This window comes from Roseomonas haemaphysalidis, assembly GCF_017355405.1.
GTDB lineage: Bacteria > Pseudomonadota > Alphaproteobacteria > Acetobacterales > Acetobacteraceae > Pseudoroseomonas > Pseudoroseomonas haemaphysalidis.
In genome coordinates, this window is the sequence record NZ_CP061177.1 from 282,704 (window position 1) to 307,655 (window position 24,952).

At 72.6% G+C, this 24,952-nt stretch carries 22 protein-coding genes; 9 read left to right on the plus strand and 13 right to left on the minus strand.

What is annotated here, in order from left to right:
* Nucleotide 1 precedes the first annotated feature (1 nt).
* Complete coding sequence (locus tag IAI59_RS01315; RefSeq protein WP_207419368.1) at nt 2–1,393, minus strand: sensor histidine kinase; 1,392 nt, start codon at nt 1,391–1,393, stop codon at nt 2–4.
* Nucleotides 1,390–2,058: a response regulator transcription factor gene (locus IAI59_RS01320; RefSeq protein ID WP_207419369.1), complete on the minus strand. Its 669-nt coding sequence runs from the start codon at nt 2,056–2,058 to the stop codon at nt 1,390–1,392. Before IAI59_RS01320 ends, IAI59_RS01315 begins: the two co-directional genes overlap by 4 nt.
* A gap of 325 nt (nt 2,059–2,383) precedes the next feature.
* Between IAI59_RS01320 and IAI59_RS01325 the strand changes: the two genes are divergently transcribed.
* Complete coding sequence (locus tag IAI59_RS01325) at nt 2,384–3,838, plus strand: DcaP family trimeric outer membrane transporter (RefSeq protein WP_237181171.1); 1,455 nt, start codon at nt 2,384–2,386, stop codon at nt 3,836–3,838.
* A gap of 42 nt (nt 3,839–3,880) precedes the next feature.
* Here the strand turns inward: IAI59_RS01325 and lptG are convergent, their stop codons facing one another.
* The 6 genes from lptG to IAI59_RS01355 all read right to left on the minus strand — a co-directional run bounded on the left by lptG (nt 3,881) and on the right by IAI59_RS01355 (nt 11,622).
* Nucleotides 3,881–4,990 carry an LPS export ABC transporter permease LptG gene (gene lptG / locus IAI59_RS01330; RefSeq protein ID WP_207419370.1) on the minus strand — a complete coding sequence of 370 codons (1,110 nt, stop codon included), beginning with the start codon at nt 4,988–4,990 and terminating at the stop codon, nt 3,881–3,883.
* A gap of 10 nt (nt 4,991–5,000) precedes the next feature.
* Nucleotides 5,001–6,209: an LPS export ABC transporter permease LptF gene (gene lptF / locus IAI59_RS01335; RefSeq protein WP_207419371.1), complete on the minus strand. Its 1,209-nt coding sequence runs from the start codon at nt 6,207–6,209 to the stop codon at nt 5,001–5,003.
* A gap of 380 nt (nt 6,210–6,589) precedes the next feature.
* Nucleotides 6,590–7,654: an ABC transporter ATP-binding protein gene (locus IAI59_RS01340; protein ID WP_207419372.1), complete on the minus strand. Its 1,065-nt coding sequence runs from the start codon at nt 7,652–7,654 to the stop codon at nt 6,590–6,592.
* Entirely contained in the window at nt 7,651–9,855 is a 2,205-nt protein-coding gene (locus IAI59_RS01345) for an ABC transporter permease (RefSeq protein ID WP_207419373.1), read from the minus strand. Before IAI59_RS01345 ends, IAI59_RS01340 begins: the two co-directional genes overlap by 4 nt.
* Before the next feature lie 12 nt (nt 9,856–9,867).
* The gene (locus tag IAI59_RS01350) at nt 9,868–10,902 is read right to left on the minus strand and encodes an ABC transporter substrate-binding protein (protein WP_207419374.1); all 1,035 of its coding nucleotides are present in this window, start codon (nt 10,900–10,902) and stop codon (nt 9,868–9,870) included.
* 99 nt (nt 10,903–11,001) lie between these two features.
* A complete protein-coding gene (locus IAI59_RS01355; RefSeq protein ID WP_207419375.1) occupies nt 11,002–11,622 on the minus strand; it encodes a pyridoxamine 5'-phosphate oxidase family protein in 621 nt (206 codons plus the stop codon).
* Between the two features lie 106 nt (nt 11,623–11,728).
* On the opposite strand from IAI59_RS01355, the gene IAI59_RS01360 reads away from it, so the two are divergent.
* Nucleotides 11,729–12,598: a LysR substrate-binding domain-containing protein gene (locus IAI59_RS01360; protein ID WP_237181172.1), complete on the plus strand. Its 870-nt coding sequence runs from the start codon at nt 11,729–11,731 to the stop codon at nt 12,596–12,598.
* A gap of 18 nt (nt 12,599–12,616) precedes the next feature.
* Here the strand turns inward: IAI59_RS01360 and IAI59_RS01365 are convergent, their stop codons facing one another.
* From IAI59_RS01365 to IAI59_RS01375, 3 genes are read right to left on the minus strand one after another with little or no spacing between them, the layout of a single operon-like run.
* On the minus strand, nt 12,617–12,946 hold the full coding sequence (locus tag IAI59_RS01365; RefSeq protein ID WP_207419376.1) for a DUF3325 domain-containing protein: 330 nt from the start codon (nt 12,944–12,946) through the stop codon (nt 12,617–12,619).
* Nucleotides 12,943–14,493, minus strand: a complete 1,551-nt coding sequence (locus IAI59_RS23290; protein WP_207419377.1) for a PepSY-associated TM helix domain-containing protein — start codon at nt 14,491–14,493, stop codon at nt 12,943–12,945. The genes IAI59_RS01365 and IAI59_RS23290 overlap by 4 nt, the downstream gene beginning before the upstream one ends.
* A gap of 20 nt (nt 14,494–14,513) precedes the next feature.
* Entirely contained in the window at nt 14,514–14,840 is a 327-nt protein-coding gene (locus IAI59_RS01375) for a DUF3649 domain-containing protein (RefSeq protein ID WP_207419378.1), read from the minus strand.
* 270 nt (nt 14,841–15,110) lie between these two features.
* Here IAI59_RS01375 and efeU point away from each other — a divergent pair, with 270 nt between their 5' ends.
* Genes efeU through efeO form a run of 4 tightly spaced genes read left to right on the plus strand, consistent with a single transcriptional unit; the run spans nt 15,111 to nt 19,198 of the window.
* Nucleotides 15,111–15,935, plus strand: a complete 825-nt coding sequence (gene efeU, locus IAI59_RS01380) for an iron uptake transporter permease EfeU (RefSeq protein WP_207419379.1) — start codon at nt 15,111–15,113, stop codon at nt 15,933–15,935.
* Nucleotides 15,932–17,014, plus strand: coding sequence for a cupredoxin domain-containing protein (locus IAI59_RS01385; protein WP_207419380.1), 1,083 nt, complete (start codon nt 15,932–15,934; stop codon nt 17,012–17,014). Before efeU ends, IAI59_RS01385 begins: the two co-directional genes overlap by 4 nt.
* A 19-nt stretch (nt 17,015–17,033) precedes the next feature.
* On the plus strand, nt 17,034–18,335 hold the full coding sequence (efeB, locus tag IAI59_RS01390; protein WP_207419381.1) for an iron uptake transporter deferrochelatase/peroxidase subunit: 1,302 nt from the start codon (nt 17,034–17,036) through the stop codon (nt 18,333–18,335).
* A 26-nt stretch (nt 18,336–18,361) separates the two neighbouring features.
* Entirely contained in the window at nt 18,362–19,198 is an 837-nt protein-coding gene (gene efeO, locus IAI59_RS01395) for an iron uptake system protein EfeO (protein ID WP_272874685.1), read from the plus strand.
* Nucleotides 19,199–19,202: 4 nt separating this feature from the next.
* On the opposite strand, the gene IAI59_RS01400 is transcribed toward efeO, so the two are convergent.
* The gene (locus tag IAI59_RS01400; RefSeq protein ID WP_207419382.1) at nt 19,203–21,017 is read right to left on the minus strand and encodes a glycoside hydrolase family 15 protein; all 1,815 of its coding nucleotides are present in this window, start codon (nt 21,015–21,017) and stop codon (nt 19,203–19,205) included.
* Nucleotides 21,017–22,066 carry an SDR family oxidoreductase gene (locus IAI59_RS01405; RefSeq protein WP_207419383.1) on the minus strand — a complete coding sequence of 350 codons (1,050 nt, stop codon included), beginning with the start codon at nt 22,064–22,066 and terminating at the stop codon, nt 21,017–21,019. Before IAI59_RS01405 ends, IAI59_RS01400 begins: the two co-directional genes overlap by 1 nt.
* 116 nt (nt 22,067–22,182) lie before the next feature.
* Here IAI59_RS01405 and IAI59_RS01410 point away from each other — a divergent pair, with 116 nt between their 5' ends.
* The 3 genes from IAI59_RS01410 to phnD are packed head-to-tail and all read left to right on the plus strand — an operon-like array spanning nt 22,183 to nt 24,948.
* On the plus strand, nt 22,183–22,971 hold the full coding sequence (locus IAI59_RS01410) for a DeoR/GlpR family DNA-binding transcription regulator (protein ID WP_207419384.1): 789 nt from the start codon (nt 22,183–22,185) through the stop codon (nt 22,969–22,971).
* A 43-nt stretch (nt 22,972–23,014) separates the two neighbouring features.
* Nucleotides 23,015–23,854 (plus strand): HAD-IIB family hydrolase, encoded by an 840-nt coding sequence (locus tag IAI59_RS01415; protein WP_207419385.1) that lies wholly within the window; start codon nt 23,015–23,017, stop codon nt 23,852–23,854.
* Nucleotides 23,851–24,948 (plus strand): phosphate/phosphite/phosphonate ABC transporter substrate-binding protein, encoded by a 1,098-nt coding sequence (phnD, locus tag IAI59_RS01420; protein WP_207419386.1) that lies wholly within the window; start codon nt 23,851–23,853, stop codon nt 24,946–24,948. The genes IAI59_RS01415 and phnD overlap by 4 nt, the downstream gene beginning before the upstream one ends.
* The last annotated feature ends 4 nt before the right edge of the window (nt 24,949–24,952 follow it).

Sequence of the window (24,952 nt, forward strand, 5' to 3'; positions counted from 1 at the left end):
TTCAGCCGCCCAGCGTGGCTTTCGGCCCCGCCGCGTCCCCTGGCAGCACCAGCCGGAACAGCGCGCCGCCGCCGGGCGCCGCTTCCACCGCCACCGTGCCGCCATGGATCGCGGCCGCGCGCCGCACGATGGACAGGCCGAGTCCCACCCCCTGGCGCCGCCCTTCCAGCCGCCGCCGCGCCCGCCAGAAGCGCCGGAAGATCAGCTTGCGCTCGTGTTCCGGCACGCCCGGGCCTGAATCGGCGACCTCCAGCACCGCCCCTTCCCCGTCCGGGCGCAGCGCCAGGGTGACGGTGCTGCCGTCCGGCGCGTGGCCGATGGCGTTCTCCAGGAGGTTGGCGATGGCCTGGGACAGCGCTTCCTCCCAGCCGCGCAGCGGCAGGGGGGCGGGGGGCAGCGCCAGTGCCAGCGCCACCGCCCGCCGGTCCGCCAGGGGCCGCAGCAGCGCGGCGATGTCGGCGGCGAGCTGCCGCAGGTCCAGGGTGCCGGGCGTGCCCAGCGCGGCGTCCTCCAGCTCCGCCACCGCCAGCAACTGGGCCACCATCCGCTCCAGCACCCAGACGTCGCGCCCCAGCGCCGTGGCGGCGTCGCGGTCGCGCAGCAGGTCCAGATGCGCCTGCAGCACCGCCAGCGGGGTGCGCAGCTCATGCGCCGCATCGGCGATAAAGCGCTGCTGCTCGGTGCGCGCCGCTTCCGCCCGTTCCAGCAGGCCGTTCAGGCGGCGGACCAGCGGCAGCAGCTCGGACGGCACCTCCTCCTCCGGCAGCCGCTCGGCCGGGCGGGCGGGGGACAGCGCCTCGGCGCGCGCCGCCAGCATCCGCAAAGGTCGCCGCAGCCGGGCCAGGGCCATCAGCAGGATGGCGGATAGCACCAGGAACACCGGCAGCACCAGCCAAGCGATATCGGCGGCCAGCCCCTCGGCGGCATCGTCCAACAGCACGTCGGGGTGGCGCAGGTCCTCGGCCACCTGGATGGACAACGTTTCCCCATCCACCACCACCGGCACCGCCAGCCCCTGCAGCTCCCGCCCGTTGCGCCGCAGCGAGAAGCCCTGCGCCACCGGCCCCGGGATCGCCAGCGGCGTGTCGGTGCCGGAGCCCAGGAGAAAGGCGCCATCGCCGCTGACCACCGCGTAGCGGGCGCGCCCATAGGCGGTGGAAAAGGCGGCCGCCATCTCCTGCGGCAGGGTCAGGGTCCAGCCGCCTTCCGGCGTGCGGCCGAGGTGCTCGGCGATGCTTTCGGCCCGCCCGGCCAGGGACCGCAGCTCCAGCCGCTCGATCACCGCCGCGTTGCGCAACGGCAGCAGCACCAGCAGCAGCAGCGCCGCCACCGCCAGCGCCGACAGAAAGGCCAGCGCCGCCCCGGCGGTGAGGGAAACGGGGTGGCGGCTCACGGGCCTTCCACCAGCCGGTAGCCCAGGCCGCGCTCGGCCCGGATGGCCAGCCCCGCCGCCGCCAGCCGCCGCCGCAGGCGGGACACGTAGACCTCCACCGCGTTGCTGCCCACCTCGTTGTCGAAGCTGCCCAGCGCCTCCTCCAGCACCTCTTTGGGCACCAGCCGGTGCCGGCCGCGCAGCAGCAGTTCCAGCACCATCATCTCGCGCCGCGGCAGCGGCTGCACCGTGCCGTCCACGGAAAAGGTGCGCGCCGCCGGCTCCAGCGCCACGCGGCCGAGGCGCAGCGCCTGCGGCGCCGGCGTGTCGCCCCGCCGGCAGGCGGCGGCCAGCCGGGCCACCAGCTCCTCCAGCGCGAAGGGCTTGACCAGGTAATCGTCGGCGCCGCCGTTCAGCCCCTGCACCCGCTCGGACAGCCGGCCGCGCGCGGTCAGGATGATGACGGGCAGAAAGGTGTCGTTGCGCCGCAGCTCGCGAAGCACCTCCATGCCATCGCCATCCGGCAGGCCGAGGTCCAGCACCAGGGCGCGGTAGCGCACGGCGCGCAGCGCGGCCAGCGCTTCCTCCACCCCGCCCACCAGGTCGACCGCCCAGCCGGCGCGCTCCAGCCCCTGCACCAGCAGCGGGCCCAGCCTGGGGTCGTCCTCGGTCAGCAGAATCCGCATCCGTCGCGTCCCTCCCGCAGCAAACTCCGCGCGGTGTCAGCTTGGTGCAAGCTTCACGCCGAAGGCTCCGCTTCGGGGCACGACGCCGTGCCCCGGCCCGTCAGCGGGCCGGACCAACGGAGTTCTCCTCCCGATGCCGCACCCCGTTGCTCCGGCCGGCCCGCACCGCCCCCCGGACTGCAGGCCGCACGCCGCCTGACACCGCCGCACGCCCGGCCCGGAACCGGGTCCGGTTCAACCGCATCCACCGGCCCCGCGCCAGGGGCCGGGCGGCGGCCGCTTCCCTTTCGCGGGTTTTTCCACCCGCCCGACTGGAGTTCACCCGGTGACAAAGCTGTCCTTCCTCCGGCGCCAGGCCCTGCTGTGCGGCACGGCGCTCGCCGCCACCCTGGCCGCCGGCACGGCCCCCGCCCGCGCGCAAAGCAGCACGCAGAACCTGCGGCTGGAGATCCAGAACCTGCAGGAGCGGCTGAACCAGCTGGAAGCCCAGCAGGCCGAGAACACGCGCGCCCAGCAGGCCGCCGCCGCCCAGGCGGCCGAGGCCAACCGGGCCGCGCAGGCCGCCAAGCAGGCCAGCATGACGGCGGGCAGCTTTCCCGGCTCCTTCCGCGTGCCGGGCACCAACACCTCGGTCCGGCTGTACGGCTTCATCCGCGCCACCGGCACCTACGACCTCAACGGCCGCAACCGCACGCCGTACCAGAATTCCAATGCCGTACCGCTGACCACCGGGCCGGCCGAGCGCCAGGGCGGCGACACGCAGTTCAGCGCCCGCTATTCCCGCCTGGGCTTCGAGACGCGCACGGACAGCGACTGGGGCCCGATCCGCAGCGTGGTGGAAATGGACTTCGGCGGCGTGCAAAGCACCGGCAGCCTGACCACGCAGAACAGCTGGATCCCGCGGCTGCGCCAGGCCTTTGTGGAAGCCGGGCCGCTGCTGGCCGGCCAGACCACCACCCTGTTCGGCGACACGCTGGCCTGGGACATGATTGACTTCGGCACCATGGTGGGCCTGGGCGGGCCGCGCCAGGCGCAGATCCGCTACACCGCCACGCTGTCGCCCGGCGTCACCTGGGCCTTCGCGCTGGAAAACCCCTACAGCGACTACACCTATAACGGCGGCGCCGTGCTGCCCGATTCCGACACCACGCCCGCGCTGGCGGTCAACCGCCTGCCCGACTTCACCACCAGCGCCCGCGTCAAGGGCAACTGGGGCGACGTGGCGCTGCAGGGCGTGCTGCGGCGGATCGACTTCACCAACGACGGCGCGGCCGTGGCCAGCCAGCGCTTCAGCGACGAAACGCTGGGCTACGGCGTGGCGGTGAACGGCGTGCTCAACGTCTTGCAGCGCGACCGCATCATGGCGCGCGCGGCCTATGGCGACGGCGTCGGCCGCTACATCGACAACTTCGGCTCCGGCGCCGTCAGCAATGTCGGGCTGGCGGGCGTGCTGCATCCGGAGCTGGACACGGTGAAGGCCAGCAGCATCATGGTGGGCTACCAGCACTTCTGGTCGGATTCGGTGCGCAGCAGCGTCGGCGCCGGCTTCGCCCACTTCAACTACCCGAGCTACGCCCGCAGCTTCTCGCCCGCCACGCAGAACATCCAGAACACCAACTTGGTGCAGGGGCTGGCCAACATTATCTGGACGCCGGTGCCGGCGCTGGACCTCGGCCTGGAATACAACTACGGCACCCGCGACCTGCTGTCGGCCAGCACGGAAGGCGCGACCCACGGCCTCGGCCAGCGGATCACCGCGCTGGTGCGCTACACCTTCTGACACCCGCCGCCGCCCCCCGGCCGGAAACGGCCGGGGGTTCGCTCAGCCGTCTTCCAGGTGCAGCAGCAGGGCAAGCGCCAGCATCAGCCCCGCGACGGAGGGCGCCCAGGCGGCGAGCTCCACCGGCAGGGTGCCGGCCTGGCCGAACTCCTCCGCCACCTTGTCCAGCAGAAACAGCGCGAAGCCGGCGCCGACGCCGAAGCCCAGCGTGCGCGCCACGTCGCCGCGCCGCGACTGGCGCATGGAAAAGCCCGCCGCCAGCAGCGACATGGCAACCGCGAGCAGCGGCGTGGACAGGAGCGAATGGAAATGCAGCCGGTGCTTGGTGGCCGAAAAGCCCGAGGCCTCCAGGATCTCGATGAATTCCGGCAGCGCCCAGAAGGATAGGGTGTCAGGGCTGGCGAAGCTGTCCTCGATGCGGTCGGGCGTCAGGGTGGTGGGCACCACCAGCGGCGCCGGCAGGCCCGGCTGGCGGTTGGCACCGAAGCTCACCGCATCGCGCAGCGCCCAGGTGCCGTCCACCAGCCGCGCTTCGGGCGATTCCACCCGCACCAGGGGGCGGTCGGCGGCCGACATGCGCCACAGCGAGACGTCGCGCAGCCGGAAGCCGCCCTGCCCCAGCTCCGGCCGGCCGGCCATGATGATGGTGCCGCCGGGGTCGAGGTCGGTGTCCGCCTGCCGCAGCCACAGCCGGCCGCCGGCCAGGGTGGCGGGGCCGGACGCGTTGCGCAGATAGGTGGCGTCCAGCCGCTCGGCGCGGGAGAACATGGCGGCCGACAGGGGCGACACCACGGTGATGGCCAGCGTGCCGAGGCACAGCGCCACCAGCGCCGGGCCCAGCAGGAAGCCCCAGGCGGAAACGCCGGCCGCGCGCGCCACCACCAGCTCGGACGAGCGGGCCAGGCGCCAAAAGGCGATGATGCCGCCGAGCAGGATGCCGAAGGGCAGGATCTGCAGCATCACGTAGGGCAGCCGCAGCCCGGCGATGGTGATGACCAGCGCGAAGCCGGCATCGGCGCGCGTCGCGGCGCGGCGCAGCAGCTCGATGAAATCGAACAGCGCCACCAGCCCGGTCAGCGCCAGGATCAGCAGGATGGCCATGGCCGCGAAGCGCCGCGCCACATAGGCCGAAAGGGTAAAAGCGATGGGCATGGGCGCGCGCTCAGCTCAGGCGGGGTTCAGGCAGGGCGGCGTCGTCGTCATCGTCATCATCGGCCAGATCATGCGCGCCCGTCGGCAGGCGGGGCTTGCGGCGCGGCAAGCCGGGCGAGCCCAGCAGCACCCACAGCCCGCCCACCGCCGGCAGTGCCACCTGCAGCCAGATCAATGGGATATAGGCATTGTTGCGGGCCGCGGCATTGCCGCCGGCCAGCCCCAGCGCCAGCAGCCCGACCACCAGGGCGACACCCGTGGCCGCCGGGCGCGAATCGCCATGGCGGCGGAAAGCGGTGCCCAGCGCCGTGGCCAGTGCCACCAGCGCGAAGGCCAGCGCCGTGAAGGGCGAGGCCAGCCGCTGGTGGCCCTCGGCGCGGAACTTGCGGATGTCGCGATCCGGCAGGTTCTCGGCCGGATCCGGGTTCAGCAGCTCGTCCACGAAGCGCTCGCGCGAGTCGCGGTTGCGGCCGCCATCCTGCTGGCTGCGGGACGAGGTGGCGAGGTCCAGGCTGTTTTCGGTGAAGGTCAGCACCGACAGGCGCGGCGCCGGGTTGGCGGCACCGGGCGGCGCCTGCTCCAGGGTTTGCCGCACGCCGTTCAGCAGTGTCACGCGCGGGCCGCGCGGCGTGCTGACCAGCCGCCCCTCCTCCGCCATGATGGTGACCGGCGCGCCGGGCTGGCGGCTGTCATGCACCATGATGCCGCGCAGGTTGCCGTCCGGGTCGCGCCGGCGGGCATAAACCGTCAGGTCATCGCCCAGGGCGCTGAACACGCCCTCCTGCACCAGGATGGCGGCCATCTCGTTGCGGATCTCGTACTGCCATTCGCGAAAGGCGGAATGGCTGACCGGCACCAGCCAGAGCTGCAGAAACAGGCACAGGCCGGTGCAAAGGGTGGCCAGCACCAGTGCCGGCCGCGACAGCCGCCAGTCCGACAGCCCCGCCGCGCGCATCACCACCAGCTCGCGGTCGCCCGCGAGCCGCACATAAGTGAACAAGGTGACCACGAAGGTGGTGATCGGCAGGATCACCGCCACGAAGGAGGGCAGCAGCAGCCCGGTCAGCTCCACGAACACCGCCGCCGACAGGCCGCGGTCCAGCACCAGCTCGATGAAGCGGAGGCTTTGGGTCAGCCATACCAGCGCGGCCAGGCCAACCGTGACGGCGACCAGCGTGACGGACAACTGGCGGAACAGATAACGGTCGAGGCGGTTCATGCGCGGCCTGAATAACCTTTCCGGGCGGCCAAGGGAAACCGTCCGGTGGGCGATGTGGACCGGGGGACGCGCCATGTGAAGGGAGCGACGTGTTACGGAGGTTGTCCGGCGGCGGGAGGGCGTGGCCGGGGGTCGCCGCCCCCTGGCCCCCCGCTGGGGTGGCAGTACCACCCCAGACCCCGCCGAAAGAAAGCGTCTAGAGCATTCAAGCCCGAACGCGGCACCGGAAAACTTCATGTGAAGCAGCGCGGGCTGGCACCCCAGTCGCCGGGGGTCATTGACCCCTGGCGCGCAGGTCCCGCAATGGCCGGGAATGCCGGGGTCCGGGGTGGCTCAGCCACCCCGGCGGGGGCCAGGGGGCAGCGCCCCCTGCCTTTCGGTCAGGCCGGCAACACCGCCACGCCCTTGCCGCCCAGGCTGATCCCCACCGGCTCGCCGACGCCGCGCATGCGGTTGGTGTGCGGGTCGATCACGAACATGTCGCCCGCCTCGGTGGCCAGGGTGTATTCCATCAGCCCGCCCAGATAGGCGGCCTTGCTGACCGTGCCGCGCAGCATGGCCGCCGGGTCGGCGGCGTCGTGCAGGGCGATGGCCTCGGGCCGGACGGCCAGCTGGATCGCGCCTTCCCGGGCACCGCGGTGCGGCAGGGTCAGGGTGGCGGGGCCGAGCGTCACCTTGGCCAGCTCGCCCTCCCGGTGGGAAAGCGTGGCGTCCAGCCGGTTGGCCTCGCCCACGAAGCCGGCGACAAAGGCGTTGGCAGGCTGCTCGTAGAGATCGCGCGGCGTGCCTTCCTGGGCGATCACCGCCTGGTTCATGACGATGATCTTGTCGGAGATCGCCAGTGCCTCGGCCTGGTCGTGGGTGACATAGGCCACCGTGACGCCGAGCCGCTGCTGCAGGTCACGAATCTCCTCGCGCATGCGGCGGCGCAGCCGGGCATCGAGGTTGGACAGCGGCTCGTCGAACAGCAGCACGGCGGGCTCCAGCACCAGGGCGCGGGCCACGGCCACGCGCTGCTGCTGGCCGCCGGACAGCTCCGACGGCAGCCGCTCGCCGAAGCCGGACAGGCCCACCGATTCCAGCGCCGCCAGCGCCGCCTCCCGCACCCGGGCCTTGGGCTGGCGGGACACGGCAAGGCCGTAGCCGACGTTTTCCAGCACGTTCATGTGCGGGAACAGGGCGTAGGACTGGAACACCATGGACACGTCGCGCTCGGCCGGCGGCAGGGCGGACACGTCCCGCCCGCCGATCAGCACGCGGCCGGAGGTGGGGTATTCCAGCCCCGCGATCATGCGCAGCGTGGTGGTCTTGCCGCAACCGGACGGGCCCAGCAGCGTGCACAGCGTGCCGGCCGGGATGGTGAAGGACACGTCCCGCACCGCCGTGGCGCTGCCACCATAGGACTTGGTGACGTTCTCGAAGCGGACTTCTGCGGCGCGGGTCATGCGATGGCTCCGGGAACAGGCGCGGCGGCGGCGGGCGTGGCGGCGGCGCGGCGGCCGATGCGGCGGCGGCCGACGGCCAGGTTCATCAGCCCCAGCACCGCCAGCATCAGCACGATCAGCACCAGCGAGGTGGAGATGGCCAGGCCGTAGTCGCCGTTGATGATGCGGTTGACGATGAAGACGGTGGCCAGCTCCGTCTCGGCCGTGACCAGGAAGATGACGGCGGAGACGGTGGTCATGGCGCGCACAAAGGAATAGGTGAGCCCCGCCACGATGGCCGGCCGCAACAGCGGCAGCACCACGCGGCGGAAGGCGTCCAGCCCGCCGCCGCCCAGCGTGTGGGAGGCCTCGTCCAGCGAGCGGTCGATCTGCGCCATGGCGGCCATGCCGGAGCGCAGGCCCACCGGCAGATTGCGGAACACGAAGCAGGCGACGATGATCGCCCCCGTGCCCGCCAGCTCCAGCGGCGGCAGGTTGAAGGCCGCCAGGTAGGCGACGCCGATCACGGTGCCCGGCACCGCGAAGGACAGCAGCGTGGCGAATTCCAGCGCGCCCTTGCCGGCGAAGCGGGTGCGGGAAAACAGCCAGGCCGCCAGGATGCCGAGTGCCGCCGTGATGGGTGCCGAGATGGCGGCGAGTTCCAGCGTCGTCAGCACGCTGTTCCAGGCGAGGCCGGTGAACTGCCCGCCCTCGATGGAAAAGGCCTTGGCGAAGTGGCGCAGCGTCGGCGTGTAGTCGCGGCCCCAGACCTCCACGAAGCCGCCCATGAAGGCCAGCACGTAAAGCCCGACGGTCAGCGCGCCCCAGGTGCCGGCGACGGCCACGCACAGCCGGCGCACGCCGCGCGGCAGCGGCGGCGGCAGGCCGGAATCGCCCTTGCCGGAGATGGACACGTAGGACTTCCGCCCCGTCAGCCGCTGCTGCAGGAAGAAGACGACGAGCGTGAGGACCAAGAGGATCAACGACAGGGAGGCGGCGCGCCCGGCATCCGCCTGGGCGCCGACGACGGCGAAGAAGATCTCGGTGGCCAGCACGTTGAAGGAGCCGCCCAGCACCACGGCGTTGCCGAAGTCCGCGATGCTTTCCACGAAGCCCAGCAGGAAGGCATTGGCCAGACCCGGCAGCAGCAGCGGCAGGGTGACGGTGCGGAAGGTGACGCGCTCATCGGCCCGCAGCGTGGAGGAGGCTTCCTCCAGCGTCGGCGACAGCCCCTCCACCACGCCGATCAGCACCAGAAAGGCGATGGGGGTGAAGGCGAAGAGCTGCGCCAGCAGCAGGCCCGGCAGGCCATAAATCCAGCGCCCCAGCTCCCAGCCGAACCAGGAGGAGGCGGCCTGGGACAAGAGGCCGGAGCGCCCGAAGATCAGGATCAGCCCGAGGCCCAGGATAAAGGGCGGCGTGACGATGGGCAGCACCGTCAGCCAGCGCAGCGGCCCGGGAAACCGCAGCCGCCCGCGCGTGACCAGCAACGCGAAGGCGAGGCCGAGCGCGGTGGTGCCGGCCGCCGTCAGCAGCGCCAGCAGAAGCGTGTTCCACACCACGCCGCAGCGTGGCGCGCCGGCCAAACAGCCCAGGCCCCAAAGGCGGTCATCCGCCAGCCGCGTGACGGCCGAGGCGGGGGCGAAGCCGCCGGCGGCGTCGCGAAAGGCGCCGGCCATCATCTGGCCGATCGGCAGGATGGTGAAGACCACGATGGCGACCGTCAGCACCGCCGCCACGGTGGCCGTGAAGGCATCGCCCCGAAAGGCGCCACGCCCGGCGAGGCCCGCCGCCAGCAGCACGATCAGCGCACCGGAAACGACGGTACCGCCCCAGCCGATGCCGTATTGCCGTGCCTCCGTGTCACCCCAGGCGGCCTGCAGCCAGGGGGCCATCCAGCCGCGCGGGCCGATGCTCCAGCCCTGGGCCGCCAGCAGCATCAGGCCGAGGCCGCCCGCCAGCAGGAACAGCCAGGAGCGGGCCGGGCGCGACATCGGCAGCACGGCACCCGCCAGTCCGGCCAGCGGCGCCACCACCGCCGGCCACAGCCACCAGCGGCCTTCCGCCAGGATCATGCCGAGCGCCGGCGCACCGTCCGGATCGGTCAGCCAGGCGCCGCCGGCATAGGAAAGGGAGCCGATGCCGTCCTGCAACAGGTACCAGGGCAGCAGCAGGCTGGCGGCCAGCGCGATGGCGCTGGACCAGAAACCGGCGGAACGCATCTGCGCGCGGCCTTAGCGCGGCAGGCTGTTGACCTCGCGGTCCCAGCGCTCGATCAGCCGGCGGCGCTCGGCCGAGGCACCGTACTTGGCGAAGTCGTAGTCGATCAGGCGGATCTGATCCATCTTGGGGGCTTCGGCCGGCACCGGCGTGTTGCGGTTGGACGGCGTCTGGAACTGCTTGGTTTCCGCGCCCAGCTGCTGCGCCGCCGGCGTCAGCGCCCAGTCGTAGAAGCGGCGCGCGTTGCGCTCGTTGCGGGCTCCCGCGATGATCGACATGGAGCCGATCTCATAGCCCGTGCCCTCGCACGGGACCACGTACTGCACGGGAAAGCCGCCGAGGCGCTCCGTCACCGCGTCATGCACGAAGGAGATGGACACGCCCGTCTCGCCGCGCGCCACCGCCTTGATCGGGCCGGTGCCGGAACGCGGATAGGCGTTGACGTTGCGGTGCAGGGCCTTGAGGTATTCGAAGGCCGGCTCCTCGCCCATCAGCTGCACGATGGTGGCGATCATCACGTAGGCGGTGCCGGAGGACTGCGGGTTGGCCATCTGGATCTCGCCGCGGAAGCGGGCGTCCAGCAGGTCCTTCCAGCAGGCGGGCGGCGCGGCGTTGCGGCGGGCCAGCAGCTCCGGGTTGTAGCCGAAGCCCATGGCGCCGGCGTAGATGCCCACCGTGCGGTAATGGCTCTGCTCGGCCTGCTTGCGCGCCCAGTCGTGCAGCTGGTCCAGCATGGGGGAGCGGTATTCGGCGCTCAGCTTGTCCTCGGCCGCCTGCAGGTGCGGGTCGCCGGTGCCGCCGAACCAGATGTCGCCGCGCGGGTTCTGCGCCTCGGCGCGGATCTGCGCCAGCACCTCGCCGCTGCCCTTCTGGGACACGTTGACGCGGATGTTGGTTTCTTTCTGGAAGGCGTTCGCCGCCGCCTGGCACCATTCCACCTGCGCTGAGCAGTAGACGTTCAGCGAACCCTGCGCGGCGGCGGGCAGCGCGCCCAGCGTGAGGGTCGCGGCAAAAGCCACGGCCAGGGTGGCGAGATGGCGCGGTCGCATGGGCGGCTCCTCCGGCTCGCCCTTGGTGGGCGGCGCTTCGGGCGGCTGAATGCAACAAAACTGTCACATTTGCAACGGTGCCGGTTGCCCCCCGGCCGGTCACCACATGGTGTCCCGCGCGCGCTCGCCCCAGCTCCGGTCATAGGTGTCGCCGCCCACACGCCCCTGGCTCATCTCCGCCAGGATCTGCCCGGGCGTCGGCAGGCTGCGCGGGTCCACGTGGCTGTCGGCGCGCCACAGGCCGGAACGGATCAGCGCCCGGGCGCACTGGAAATACACCTCCCGCACCGTGACGACCATGACGCTGCGCGGGGCCTTGCCTTGCACCGCAAAGGAACCGAGCAGCGCCGGGTCGTCCTCGATCACGGCATGGCCGTTGACCCGCAGGGCATTGCCGATGCCGGGGATCAGGAACATCAGCCCGACGCGCGGGTCGCGCACCACGTTGAGCAGGCTGTCGATGCGGTTGTTGCCCCGCCGGTCCGGCAGCAGCAGCGTTTCGCTGTCCGCCACGCGCACGAAGCCCGGCAGGTCGCCGCGCGGCGAGCAGTCCAGCCCTTCGGGACCGGAGGTGGCCAGCGCCAGAAAGGGCGAGGCCTCGATGAAGCGCCGGTAATGCGGCGTGACGTGGTGCGCGACCTTGGCCGTCGAGGCCTCGCCCACCGCATCGGCGCCACCGTAGATGCGCCGCAGATCCGCTGCCGTCTCGATCACCGCCATAGCTGTTCCCCCTGCTGCCGGACGAGGGATTGCTAGATCGGCGGGATGAACCGCGATATCGAGAAGTTCTGCCCGATCCGTGAGTTTCGCTCACCAAGGAGCCGCCGTGCGCCGCCTGCCCCCCTTGTCCGCGCTGCGGTCCTTTGAAGCGACCGCGCGGCTCGGCTCCGTCACCCAGGCGGCGGCGGAGCTGGGGCGCACGCATGGCGCGGTCAGCCGGCAACTGCGCTCGCTGCAGGATGCGGCGGGCTTCGCGCTGTTCGACAAGGCGGGCACGGGGCTGCGGCTGAACGCGCACGGCACGGCCATGCTGCGCTTTGTCGCGCGGGCCCTGGACACCCTGGAAGAGGGCTGGGACCGGCTGCGCGACGATGCCGGCGGCCCGGTGCTGCACGTGGCCTGCAGCGCCACCTTCGCCATGCGCTGGCTGGTGCCGCGGCTGCCGGGCTTCTACCAGACCTGCGCGGATGCGCGGCTGCGGCTGTCCATGACCACCGCGCGCGAGCTGCGCTTCGAAGGCGCCGACCTGGTGGTGGCCTGGGACCGGTCCACCTATCCGGCGGCGGACCGGGCACGGGCCATCCCGCTGGGCGAGGTCGCCTTCGGCCCGGTGTGCGCCCCCGGATACCCGGCCGGGCCCGACGGGTCCTGCTTCCGCATGCCGGCGCGGATCGGCCATGACCACACCGCGCGGGCCTGGGACAACTGGCAGGCGCGCGCGGGCCTGGTGCCGGCCTTCGGCACGGAGCTGCGCTTTCCACACACGCATCTCTGCATCGAGGCGGCGATCGCGGGGCTCGGCGTCGCCATGGTGGAACGGCGGCTGGTGCTGGACGAGCTGGCCACCGGCCGCCTCGTGGCCCCCTGCGGCTTCACGGGCTTCGCCGAGGGCTGGGCGGCGGTGCCGTTTTCCGGCCGGGCGGATACGCCGGCGGCCCACGCCTTTCTGCGGTGGCTGCGCGAAACCCTGGCGTGAGTCCTCGCGCCGCCCCTCTCAGCCGGCGAGCAGCGACGCGGCGCCGCCCAGCATCGCCGCTGCCGCCGCCGGCATCACCCAGCGCGGCCGGAAGGTGAGCAGCAACACCACCGGCAGGGCCGCCGCCGTTAGCAGCCCGGTCCAGTTCACCACCCCGAGGCCCCAGCCATCGGCCCGCACCAGCGGCAGCGGCGACAACAGCAGCAGCAGCCAGCCGGCGCCGGCCAGCAGGCGGCGGCGCAGCGGCGCGATGCGCCGCCGGCCCAGCACCTGTTCATGATGCCGCTCCATGCTCAGGCACAGCAGCACGAACCCGGCATGCGCGCAGGCGAAGCCCAGCCCGTTCACGGCGTGGACGCCAGCGGAGCCGCCGGGGCCGCGGCGCGGCGCGCCGGCGGCGCCGCCGCCGCCTTGTGCCGGTGCACGAACCAAGCCGCCGTGGCCAACAGCGCCGCGACCGCCAGCAGCCCCAGCGCGAAGCCCGCCCGCACCCAGTCGCCCTGCAGGACGGATGCCAGCAGGTGGCGCTCCGTCACCACCGCGTCCAGCAGCGGCAGCAGGGCGAACAGCAGCGCGCCGGCGGCGAACTGCTCCATCCAGGCGCGGCGGCCGCGCCGCAGCAGCGGGTGCACGAGGCAGGCGGCCCAGGCGATGAAGAAGACGTGGATTTCCCAGTCCGCGCGGCTGGGCAGGTCCAGCGGCAGCAGCCGGTTGGCCATCAAGAATGCGGCCATGGCCAGCGGCATGCCGGCGATGGTGGCGACGTTCAGCAGCTCCACCAGCCGGGTGCCGAAGCCGGGGCCGCCGCGGCGTTCCGCCTGCTGCCGCTGCTTGACGGCCCACAGCACGCAGCCGGTGGCCACCATGGCGGTGCCGGCCAGCCCCGCCAGCACGAACAGCCCGCGCAGCAGCGGCCCGGCGAAGCGGCCGATATGCAGCCCATACATCACGCCCCGGGTTTCCGCCGCCGCGCCGCCGGCGCCGCTGCTGGCGACCAGCACACCGGTCGCGCCGCTGAAGGTGACGGACTGCGCGCTGTAGGACAGCCGCTCGGAATCGCGGCGCACCAGCTGCACCGTGGCATTGCTGTCGCCGGCATGGGACACGACGATGCGCCCCACCGTGCCGCCGCCCCAGTGGTCGGACGCCTGCCGCACCAGCGGCGCCACGGGCACCAGCGGCGCGGCCACGCCGGCCGGGCGGCGCGGCGGCGGATTGCCGGACAGCTCGGCATTGAAGGCGGCGCGGTCGTTGGGATAGGCCTGCTGCACGCCCCAGGGCATCGCCATCATCATGAAGATGACCAGCCCGGTATAGGTGATCATCAGGTGATAAGGCAGCGCCAGCACGGCGCTGACGTTGTGCGCGTCCAGCCAGGAGCGCTGCCCCTTGCGCGGGCGGAAGGTGAAGAAGTCCGCGAAGATGCGGCGGTGGGTGATCACGCCGCTGACGATCGCCACCAGCATGACCATGGTGCAGGCCGTGACGATCCAGCGGCCCCAGAAGACGCTGACGTAGTGCAGCTGGAAGTGGAAGCGGTAGAAGAACTCGCCGCCCATGGTGTCGCGCGCCGCGACGGTTTGTCCGGTCGCGGGGTCCAGCGCGGCCTCGCGAAAGCGGCGCCCGCCGCCCTGCGCGTCGCGCCAATACACCCGCGTCACGTTGTCGCGCCCGTCGGGCAGGGTGATGAACCAGGATGGCGAGCCCGGCGCCATCTGCTGCATGGCGGCCACCGCGACCTCGGCGTCGCGTGGGCCGGGGGGCGCGGCCATGGCGATCTCGGGCCGCATCCACACGGAGATTTCCGGCCGCAGATAAGCGGCCGTGCCGGTCAGAAACACCGCGAACAGGATCCAGCCCACCAGCAGGCCGGACCAGCTGTGCAGCCAGGCCATGGATTGACGGAAGCCGTCCTTCACGCGCCGGCCCCCCGCAGCAGCAGCACCCCGCCCAGCAGCGCCGCCGGAACGGCGATGCCGGCGCAGGCCCGCAATGGGCCGCGGGCCGCGAAGGCCCAGACCACGGCGGCGGCGTAGACCGCGAAGCTGGCCATGCTGGCGGTCAGCACCGCCTCCACCCGCGCCAGCGGCAGCGTCGCGGACAGCAGCATGGTGAACAGGGCGGCCAGGGCGTAGCCGCCCCCCACCGCCACCACCACCCGCACCGCGACATCGAGCCGCCGCCTTGTTGCCGCCCCCGGCGCGAACCGGGCACGGAGGGGATGGGCCCCGCGCGGCGTCATGGCCGGCCCGCCGCCAGCAGGGCCGCGATGGGCGCGGGCAGCTGGGGCCGGAACGGCGGTAAGGCCCGGCACAGGGTCATGCGCGGTTCCAATGCGTGCTATTGCGATGCATTCTCATATTGCAGGGCCGCTGCAAGCTCAACCGCCATCTGCCGCCGCTACGCATGCGTCAGGCTTCCGGGAGCCATGGCGTGAACGCGCCCTGACATGCGACTGAGTATCAACTAGGCTCCGGGCACAGGCCCGACGCCGGGCCGCGGGAGCGGGCACGTGCTGGTATCGTTTCTGATCATGCTGCGCGAAGGGCTGGAAGCCGCGCTGGTTGTCGGCGTCGTCGCGGGCTGCCTGCGGCGGCAGGAGCAGGGCGGCTGGATGCCGCTGGTCTGGATTGGCGTGCTATGCGCCGTGCTGGCGTGCCTGGGCGCCGGGCTGCTGCTGGACCTGCTGGGCAGCGAATTCCCGCAGCGGCAGCAGGAGATGTTCGAGGCGGCTGTGAGCCTGCTGGCCGCCACCATGCTCACCGCCATGGCCTTCTGGATGCGCCGCGCCGGCCGCGCCATGGCGGGCGAGATGCGCGCGCGGGTGGCACGGGCGGTGGGCAGCGGCTCGGCCTGGGCGCTGGTGGCCATGGTGTTCCTGGCCGTGGCGCGCGAAGGGCTAGAGGCGGTGATCTTCCTGCTGGCGCTGCTGCGGCAAAGCGAGGGCTGGTCGGTGCCGCTGGGCGCCGTGCTGGGGCTGGCCGCCGCCGCGCTGGCCGGCACCGCCATCGCCTGGGGCGGCGTGCGGCTGCCGCTGGCGCGCTTCTTCCGCTGGACCGGCGTGGTGCTGCTGCTGGCCGCCGCCGGGTTGGCCGCCGGCGCGCTGCGGGCGCTGCACGAGGCCGGGCTGTGGAACGCCCTGCAGCAGGTGCCCTTCGACCTCAGCCACACGCTGCCGGCCGATGGCGCGGCCGGCGCCGTGCTGGCCGGGCTGTTCGGCTATGCCGACCGCCCCAGCCTAGGCGAGCTGGCGCTCTACCTCCTGTTCCTGCTGGTGACGCTGCCGCTGTTCCTGGCGCCGCAGCCGCCGGCCGCGGCCCCGGCGGCACGCGCGTGAGCGCCGGGCCGCCGCGCGGCGCCGTCCGCCTGGGCTACGGCTTGGTGGCGCTGCTGGCCGTGGGGGTGGGCGCGCTGGGGGTGCTGGACTGGCGGGCACACCGCGCGGGCCGCGGGACGCCGGAGGAAGCGGCCGTGACCGTGACGGTCACCGCCCATGCCTGCGAGCCGGACAGCCTTTCCGTGCCGGCCGGGCGCAGCGTGTTCCGCATCGTCAATCGGAGCGAGCGCCTGCTAGAATGGGAGATCCTGGACGGCGTGATGGTGCTGGAAGAGCGCGAGAACATCGCCCCCGGCCTCAGCCAGCGGCTGGTGGCCCGGCTGGCGCCGGGCGACTACAGCATCACCTGTGGCCTGTTGGGCAACCCGCGCGGACGGCTGCGGGTGCTGCCGGCGGCGGGTGGCGCCGGCCGCGCGGCACCGGATCTGCGCGCCCTGGTCGGTCCCATGGCCGAGTATCAGGTGTACCTGACGCTGGAAGGCGTCGCCCTGTCGGACGCCATGGAGGATCTGGCGCGCAGCGTGGCACAGGGCGGCGACGCCGCGCCCGCCCTGGCCGCCGCGCATGCCGCCTACCAGCACCTGCGTCCGGTCAGCCGGCTGGCGCAGGCGCCGCTGGACCTGAAGCTGGACGCGCGGGCGGACGAGCTGGCGGGCGGCGAGGCCGACCCCGCCTTCACCGGCTTTCAGCGCCTGGACCTGGCGCTGCGCCGGGGCGATGGCACCGCCCCCGCCATGGCCGCCGGATTGCAGGCCGATGTCGCGACGCTGCTGGACAGCATGGCCCGGAGCATGCCGCCGCCCGACCGCATGCTGGCCGGCGCCGCGCTGATGGCGCGCCAGGCGGCGGAAACGCCCGACCCCGCGCTGGCGGGGGCGATGCTGGAAGGCGCCGCCGAGGTGGTGCGCCTGCTTGCCCGCCCCGTCCAGGCCTGGGACGCGCCGGGGGTGGCACGCATGCGGGGCGGCCTCGCCGCCGCACGCGCCGCCCTGGCCGCCGGCCCGACGGAACGCCGCGCGGCCTTGCTGGACCTGGCCGAAGGGATCGACGCTTTGCGCGACAGCCTGGGCCAGGGGTGACGGAAGGGGAACGCACCGCATGACCGACCACGATGCGCGGCCCGGCCGCTGCCCGCTCCGCCCCCCTGCCCCGCCCGCCGCCGCCGGCCGGCGCGGCCTGCTGCTGGGCCTGGCCGGCGGCGGTGCCGCGCTGACGGCGGGCACGGCGCGGGCGGCTGGCGCGGCGTTGATGCAAAGCCCGCCGGGGCGCGATGCCGCGGCATCCAGCCAGGCGATCCCGTTTCACGGCCCGCATCAGGCCGGCATCCTCAACCCGCCGCCGGCGGCGGGCATGGTCGCCGCCTTTGACGTGCTGGCCGGGTCGCGCGAGGAACTGGCGCAGTTGTTCCAGCTGCTGACCACGCGCATCCGCTTTCTGATGCAGGGCGGCACGCCGCCGGCCGAGGACCCGCGCTTTCCGCCGGCCGATTCCGGCATCCTCGGCCCCGTCATCCTGCCGGACGGGCTGACGGTCACGGTGGCTGTCGGCGCCTCGCTGTTCGACGAACGCTTCGGGCTGGCGGCGGCCCGGCCGCGCCACCTGGTGGCCATGCCGCGCTTTCCCAACGACGCGCCGGACCGCGACTGGTGTCATGGCGACCTGCTGCTGCAGATCTGTGCCCACACCCCGGCCGCCACGCTGCACGCGCTGCGCGACATCCTGAAAAACACGCCCGCGCTGCTACGGCTGCGCTGGAAGCAGGACGGCTTCCTGCCCGAGGCGCGCGGCGGCACGGCGCCCGAAACGCCGCGCAACCTGTTGGGCTTCAAGGACGGCACCGCCAACCTCGACCCCGGCGATGCGCCACTAATGCGCGACCTGGTCTGGGTCGGTCCGGGGCGGGAGGAGCCCGCCTGGGCCACCGGCGGCAGCTATCAGGTGGTGCGCATCATCCGCAACTTCGTGGAGCGCTGGGACCGCACGCCGCTGCGCGAGCAGGAAGCGATCTTCGGCCGCGCCAAGGATTCCGGCGCGCCGCTGGGCGGGCGGGACGAGCACGACCCGATCCACTACGCCGACGATCCGGACGGCGCGCGCATCGCGCTGGAATCGCACATCCGCCTGGCCAATCCGCGCACCGCCGATACCGACGGCAGCCGCATCCTGCGCCGCCCCTTCAACTACAGCCGCGGCGTCACCCGCGCCGGGCAGCTGGACATGGGGCTGCTGTTCATCTGCTTTCAGGCCGACCTCGCCGCCGGCTTCGCGGCCGTGCAGGGGCGGCTGAACGGCGAGCGGCTGGAGGAATACGTCAAGCCCACCGGCGGCGGATATTTCTTCGCTCTGCCCGGCGTGCCCGATGCCGGCGGCCACCTCGGCCAGACGCTGCTGCAGTCCTGATGCCCATGCCCGAAAAGGAACTCCCGATGCGACCGATGCTCCTGCTGGCCGCCGGCCTCGCCCTGTGCGGCCCGGCCTTCCCCGGCACCGTGCTGGCCGCGACCCCCGCCGCCGTGTCGCCGCTGGAGCTGGCGGCGCCCATCGCGCGCTACAAGCTCTACGTGATCGGCGAGGCGCGGCAGCTGGTGGAGCAGACGCAACGTTTCGCCGCCGCCATCAAGGCCGGCGACATGGCCGCCGCGCGGGCGCTCTACGCGCCGGCCCGGGTGCATTACGAGCGGATCGAGCCGCTGGCCGAGTTGTTCAGCGACCTCGACACCGCCATCGATTCCCGCGCCGACGACCACGCGGAAGGCGAGAAGGATGCCGGCTTCACCGGGTTCCACCGGTTGGAATATGGGTTGTTCGCGCAGAACAGCACGGCGGGACTGGCGCCCGTGGCCGACAAGCTGGTGGCCGACGTGCGCGAGCTGCAGCAGCGCATCCGCGACCTCACCACGCCGCCGGACAAGGTGGTGGGCGGTGCCGCCGCGCTGATCGAGGAGATTGCCGCCACCAAGATCTCGGGCGAGGAGAACCGCTACAGCGGCGCCGACCTGTCCGACTTCCAGGCGAACCTGGACGGCGCCAAGATCATCGTGGGCGTGCTGCGGCCGCTGCTGGAGCGCGCGGACACCGCGCTGCTGACCGGCGTGGACGGCAACTTCGCCAAGGTGGACGCCATCCTCGCCCGCTATCGCACGCCGGACGGCTTTCAAAACTACGAGACGCTGACACCCTCCGACCGCAACGCCCTGCAGGCGCCGGTCACCGCGCTGGCCGAGGACCTGTCCCGGCTGCGCGGCACGCTGGGGCTGGATTGACGGCTCAGGCCGGCGCCTCGTCCTGCAATGCATCCAGCGCCATGATATGCGCCAGGTGCGACAGCCCCTGCGGCAGGTTGCCGAGGTAGGTGCCGCTGCCGGGGTCGGCCATCTCGCTGTAGATGCCCACCCCGCGGTCCAGCGCCGCCGTCAGCCGGCCCAGCGCCGCCTGCGCGCGGCTGCGCTGGCCGAGCAGCGCGCGCGCTTCCACCATCCAGAACGAGCAGGCCAGAAAGCAGCCTTCCTCCACTTCGGACCCGCTGTAGCGGTAGTGGTATGGCCCGGCGCCCAGGCGGCGGTCGATCGCGTCCAGGGTCTTTTCCAGCCGCTCCCGCCCGTCGAAGCCAAAGCGCACCGCCAGCGCCAGCGATGCGTCCAGCTTGTCCGAGCCGGGATGCAGCACGAAGGACTGCTGCACCTCCGACCAGCAGTTGGCTTCGATCCAGTGCGCGATGCGGTCGCGCTCGCGCTCCCAGCGCTCGCGGCAGGTGGTGGGCAGCTGGCCCTGGTCGGCCAGCTCCACGGCGCGCGCCAGGGCCTGCCAGCAGCTGATCTTGGACATGGTGTAATGCTCGGCATCCGGCAGTTCCCAGATGCCGGCATCCTTTTGCCGCCAGCGGTCGGCGCACTGGTCGGCGATGTGCGACAGCAGCTCGGCGCTGGAGGGGTCCAGGATATTGCCGTAGCCCACGAAGCGCGCCGCGGTTTCGAAGATGTCGCCGTAGATGCCGTGCTGGTGCTGGTCGGTCGCCAGGTTGCCTGTCACCACCGGCCGGGAATCGCGATAGCCCGGCACGTCGATCTCGCGCACCTGCGGCACCGGCGCGCCAGACAGCGTGTAGCACACCCGGCAGCCTTCCTGCCGCAGCCGGTCGAGCAGCCAGGCGAAGGCGGCCTTGGCTTCCGCCTGGGCGCCGGCGGCCAGAAAGGCCTTGATGGTGTAGCCGGCGTCGCGCACCCAGGCGTAGCGGTAGTCGTAATTCTTTTTGCCGCCGATGCCCTCCGGCAGCGAGGTGGTGGCGGCGGCCGCGATGGCGCCGGACGGCGAGAACAGCAGCAGCTTCAGCGCCAGCGCGCTGCGCACAAAGGCCGGCCGCTCCGAGCTGCGGTGCGCCACGCTGTCCGCCCAGGCCCGCCATTCGTCGTCCGAAATGTCGATGCGCCGGTCGATCTCCTCCACCGGCGGCACCACCAGCGGCTCGTCCATGCCGGCGATGATGGCCAGCACCTCGCGGCTGCCGGCGGATACGGAGAAGCTGCCCGTGACGCTTTCGTCCGTGCGCTCGCAGCGGATGCCGTCGCTGTGCAGCAGCAGCCCCAGCACGCGCTCCACATGGAATACGAAGTGGCGACCGATTTTGGACTGGTAGGGGCTGGCGGCCTGGGCGCGGCGGCCCGGCCGCATGTCCAGCCGGAAGCGCACCTCGCCGGACAGGCCCTCGATGCGCCGCGCCAGCTCCGCCCAGGGCAGGCGCCCGGCACGGCCGCTGTTCAGCGATTCGGTCAGCCGCGCCTCGCCGGTGTCCGTGGTGAACACCGTTTCCAGGACGTTGCTGCGCGGGCGGTAGGATTGCCGCACCGTGAAGGGCAGTTCGGGCGCGATCACGAAGCGCCCACCTTCCTCGGGGTCCAGCAACCGGTCGAACAGCGGCGGCGAGTCGAGGTTGGGCACGCACCACCAGTCGATCGAGCCATCGGCGCCGGACAGCGCGACGGAGCGGCCATCGCCCAGCGCGCCGTAGTCTTCCAGTGGCAGGCAGCCGGCATTCCGCCGCCCCGCCTGGCGTGTCGGAACGCCCTGGGGCGGCAGCCGGTCCATCAGTGCCGCCAGCGATCGGGGCGGTGCAGCGGACGGGCAGCGACGGGGCGGGGGACGGGGCGCGGCTTGTCGCGGCCCAGGCCCAGCCCGATCAGCGTGCCGAGCCCGAGCAGCCCGCCGGCGACGGCGACCTTCAGCATGTCACGCTGGCGGGACGTGAAGATGTCCCAGGTGCCGGTCACCGCGCGGTCGGTCGAGGCGCCGTCGATGCGCGCGGGGCCGGGCACCGGCTCCTCCAGGTTGCCGGCCTTGTCCGGGGCCGGCGCGCCCATCTGCTGTTGCTTGAAGGAGCTGGCCTGCCGGTCGGCGAAGCCCGGCGCCAGCGCCTGGCCCACCGCCATCATGGCCGTGGAACGGCCCACCCAGTATTCGCGCTGCGGGTCGTGGATGGCGCGGGCAATGGCCGTAGCGCAGACGCGCGGGTCGAACAGCGGGTCGGGCAGCACCTGCTGGTGGCCGGTGTGGTTGCGCGCCCAGCTGGGCTGCGGCGTGTTGACCGCCGGCAGGTAGACCACGGACAGCGCCACATCCACATGGTCGGCGATCAACTCGGCCCGCAGCGAATCCGTGAAGCCGGATACCGCGAACTTGGCCGCGCAATAGGCCGCCTGCATGGGCACCGCGCGGAAGCCGAGGCCGGAGGAGACCTGCACGATCACCCCGCGGTTGCGCGGCTTCATGTGCCGCAGCGCCGCCAGCGTGCCGTGCACCTGGCTGAGATAGGTGGTGGCCGTGACGCGCGCGTATTCGGCGGCGGTGATCTGGTCCGCCGGCGCCACCACGGTGGACATGGCGTTGTTGACCCAGGCGTCGATCGGGCCAAGCTCGGCTTCCACCTGTTCGGCAGCGGCATCCACCGCCTCGGCATCCGCCACGTCGGCGCTGATGGCGATCACCCGGGCATAGCGGGACAGCCGCGCGCGAGCTTCCTCCAGCCGGGCCTCGTCGCGGGCGATGATGGCGACCTGCCACCCGTCGCGGGCCAGATGTTCGGCCGTGGCAAGGCCGATGCCGGCGCTGCCGCCGGTAACCACTGCTGTTCTGGGCACATCATTCTCCGGTCTGGTCGCCGTGAAAGCGCGCGGGCGCCGAGTGGGGTTGCGCGAACACGCCAATTCAGCACACGCCGCTTGCGCCGGCCCGCCAATGTGGCACCTTGCAACCTATGGCCCCTCGCAATGTGACCTCTCTCGGCAAGGCCGCCCGCCACGCCGCCATCCTGGACGCGCTGTCCACCGACCCCACGGTGCGCATCAGCACGCTGGCGGAGCAGTTCGCCGTGTCCACGGAAACGGTGCGGCGCGACATCGAGGCGCTGTCGGCGTCCGGCATGGTGCGGCGGACCTATGGCGGCGCTTCCGCCTCCCAGCCGGCCAGCCAGCCGCGGCTGTCGGAGCGGGAAACGCTGCTGGTGGCCGAGCGCGCGCGCATCGGCCAGGCCGCCGCCGCGCTGGTGGAGGACGGCACGGTGGTGATGCTGGACGCGGGCAGCACCACCACGCATTTCGCCCGCGCCCTGGCGGCGCGCGGCGTGCGCGCCACGCTGCTGACCAACAGCCTGGACGCGGCGCTGGCCGCCGGCGCCAGCGAGGCGCTGCGGGTGCTGGTGGCGCCGGGCGAGCTGAGCGTGGTGGAGCGCGGGCTGTACGGCCCCGAGACGGCGGCCTTTCTGCGCCGCTTCCATGTGGACATGGCGGTGATCGGCGCGTCCGGCCTGACCGAGGAAGGCCCGAGCGAGGCGGAAAGCCGCGCCGCCTGGGTCAAGCGCGCCATGCTGGAGCGCGCCCCGCGCCGGCTGCTGCTGGTCGACAGCTCGAAGTTCGGCCGCGCCTTTCTGGAACAGGTGTGCCCGCCCGAGCAGATCACCGACCTGGTGACGGAAGCACATCCGCCGGTGCCGCTGGCTGCCGCGCTGGGGCGGCACGGGCTGCGGCTCACTGTCGCGGAACTGTAAAAAACATGTTTGACCTGCCACAGGGATAGGTGGCAAGTGCAACATGTATATGACACAAGACCTGCCCCGCCCCCTGTCCGCCGCCCCCGCCGCCCAACTCGCCGCGCTGCGCTGGGTGCTGACCGACATCGACGACACCCTGACCCTGGACGGCCGCCTGCCCGCCCGCGCCTATGCGGCGCTGGAAGCGCTGGACGCCGCCGGCATCGCCGTGGTGCCGGTGACCGGCCGCCCGGCCGGCTGGTGCGACGCCATCGCCCGCCATTGGCCGGTGGCCGCCGTGGTCGGCGAGAACGGCGCGCTCTGGTACGCGCAGGACCGGCAGGCGCGGCGCATGCTGCGCTGGCAGGCCCAGCCCGAGGCCGAGCGGCTGGCCAACCAGGCCCGCCTGCATGCGCTGGCGGCCGAGGCGCTGCGTGCCGTGCCCGGCAGCGCCATCGCCGCCGACCAGCCGTTCCGGCTGTTCGACGTGGCGGTGGACTTCTGCGAGGACGCCGGGCCGCTGGGCCTGGAGGCGGCCGAGCGCATCGCCGCCGTATTCCGCGCAGGTGGTGCGGAGGCCAAGGTCTCCTCCATCCACGTCAATGCCTGGATTGGCGGCTGGGACAAGCTGGCCGGCATCGAGGCGCTGTTCGCCGCCCGCTTCCACCCCTTCGATGCGGTGCGCCAGCAGGTCGCCTTCGCGGGCGACAGCGCCAACGACGCGCCGTTGTTCGCCGCCGTCGCCTGCTCGGTCGGTGTCGCCAACGTGGCGCCGTTCCTGGCCGGCATGAGCACGCCGCCCGCCTTTATCACCCGTGCCGAAGGCGGCGCGGGCTTCGCCGAATTCGCCGACGCGCTGCTCAAGGCGCGCGGTTCCATCCCGGAGGAAAACGCAGCATGAAAACCCTGTTCCTGGCCGGCACCGCGCTGTGCCTCAGCCTCGGCGCCCTGTCCCTGTCCGCCACGCCCGCCGCCGCCCAGCAGGCCGCCTGCGCCTTCCGTGGCGCGCTGGACGAGGCCTATTGCGACGCCAACCGCGACATGGTGGCCGACGCGCCGACCGACCCGTCCAAGCTGCGCGATCCGTCGACCATCGTCTTCACCTACACGCCGGTGGAAGACCCCGCGCTCTACGCCAGCCAGTTCAAGCCGTTCCTGGATTACCTGACGCAGTGCACCGGCAAGCGCGCCGTGTATTTCCAGGTGACGTCGAACGCCGCGCAGGTCGAGGCCATGCGCTCCGGTCGCCTGCACGTGGCGGGCTTTTCCACCGGCCCCACCGCCTTCGCGGTGAACCTTGCCGGTGCCGTGCCCTTCGCGGTCAAGGGCGATGCCCAGGGCTACGAGAGCTACAAGGTCGTGATGATCGTGCGGGCGGACAGCCCCTACCAGTCGCTGGCGGACCTGCGCGGCAAGCGCGTGGCGCACACCTCGGCTACCTCCAACTCCGGCAACCTGGCGCCGCGCGCCTTCTTTCCCGCGCTCGGCCTGACGCCGGACACGGACTACAACGTGGTGTATTCCGGCGGCCATGACCGCAGCGTGATGGGCGTCAATGCCGGCGACTACGATGCCGCGCCCGTGGCGTCGGACGTCTGGACCCGCATGATCGCGCGCGGCCAGGTGAAGCGCGAGAACTTCCGCGTGCTGTGGGAAAGCGATCCCTTCCCCACCAGCGGCTTCGCCGTCGCCAGCGACCTGAAGCCGGAGCTGTCCGCCAAGATCCGCCAGTGCTTCCTGGATTACCGCTTCCCCGAGCAGATGGCGCGCGACCTGGGCGGCAACGACCGCTTCTGGCCCGCGACCTATGCCGAGCAGTGGGCGCCGGTCCGCGCCGTGGCCGATGCCGTGGGCGCCCCCTACAACCGCGCCGCCTTTGATGCCGAAAGCCGCCGCGAGCTGGAAGCCGAGGCGCGCAAGCGGGCCCAGGCGCAGCAGCCCGCCGCCCCCACCCATGTCGCGCCCACGGGTGCCACGCCCGCGCCCGCGCGCTGACCGC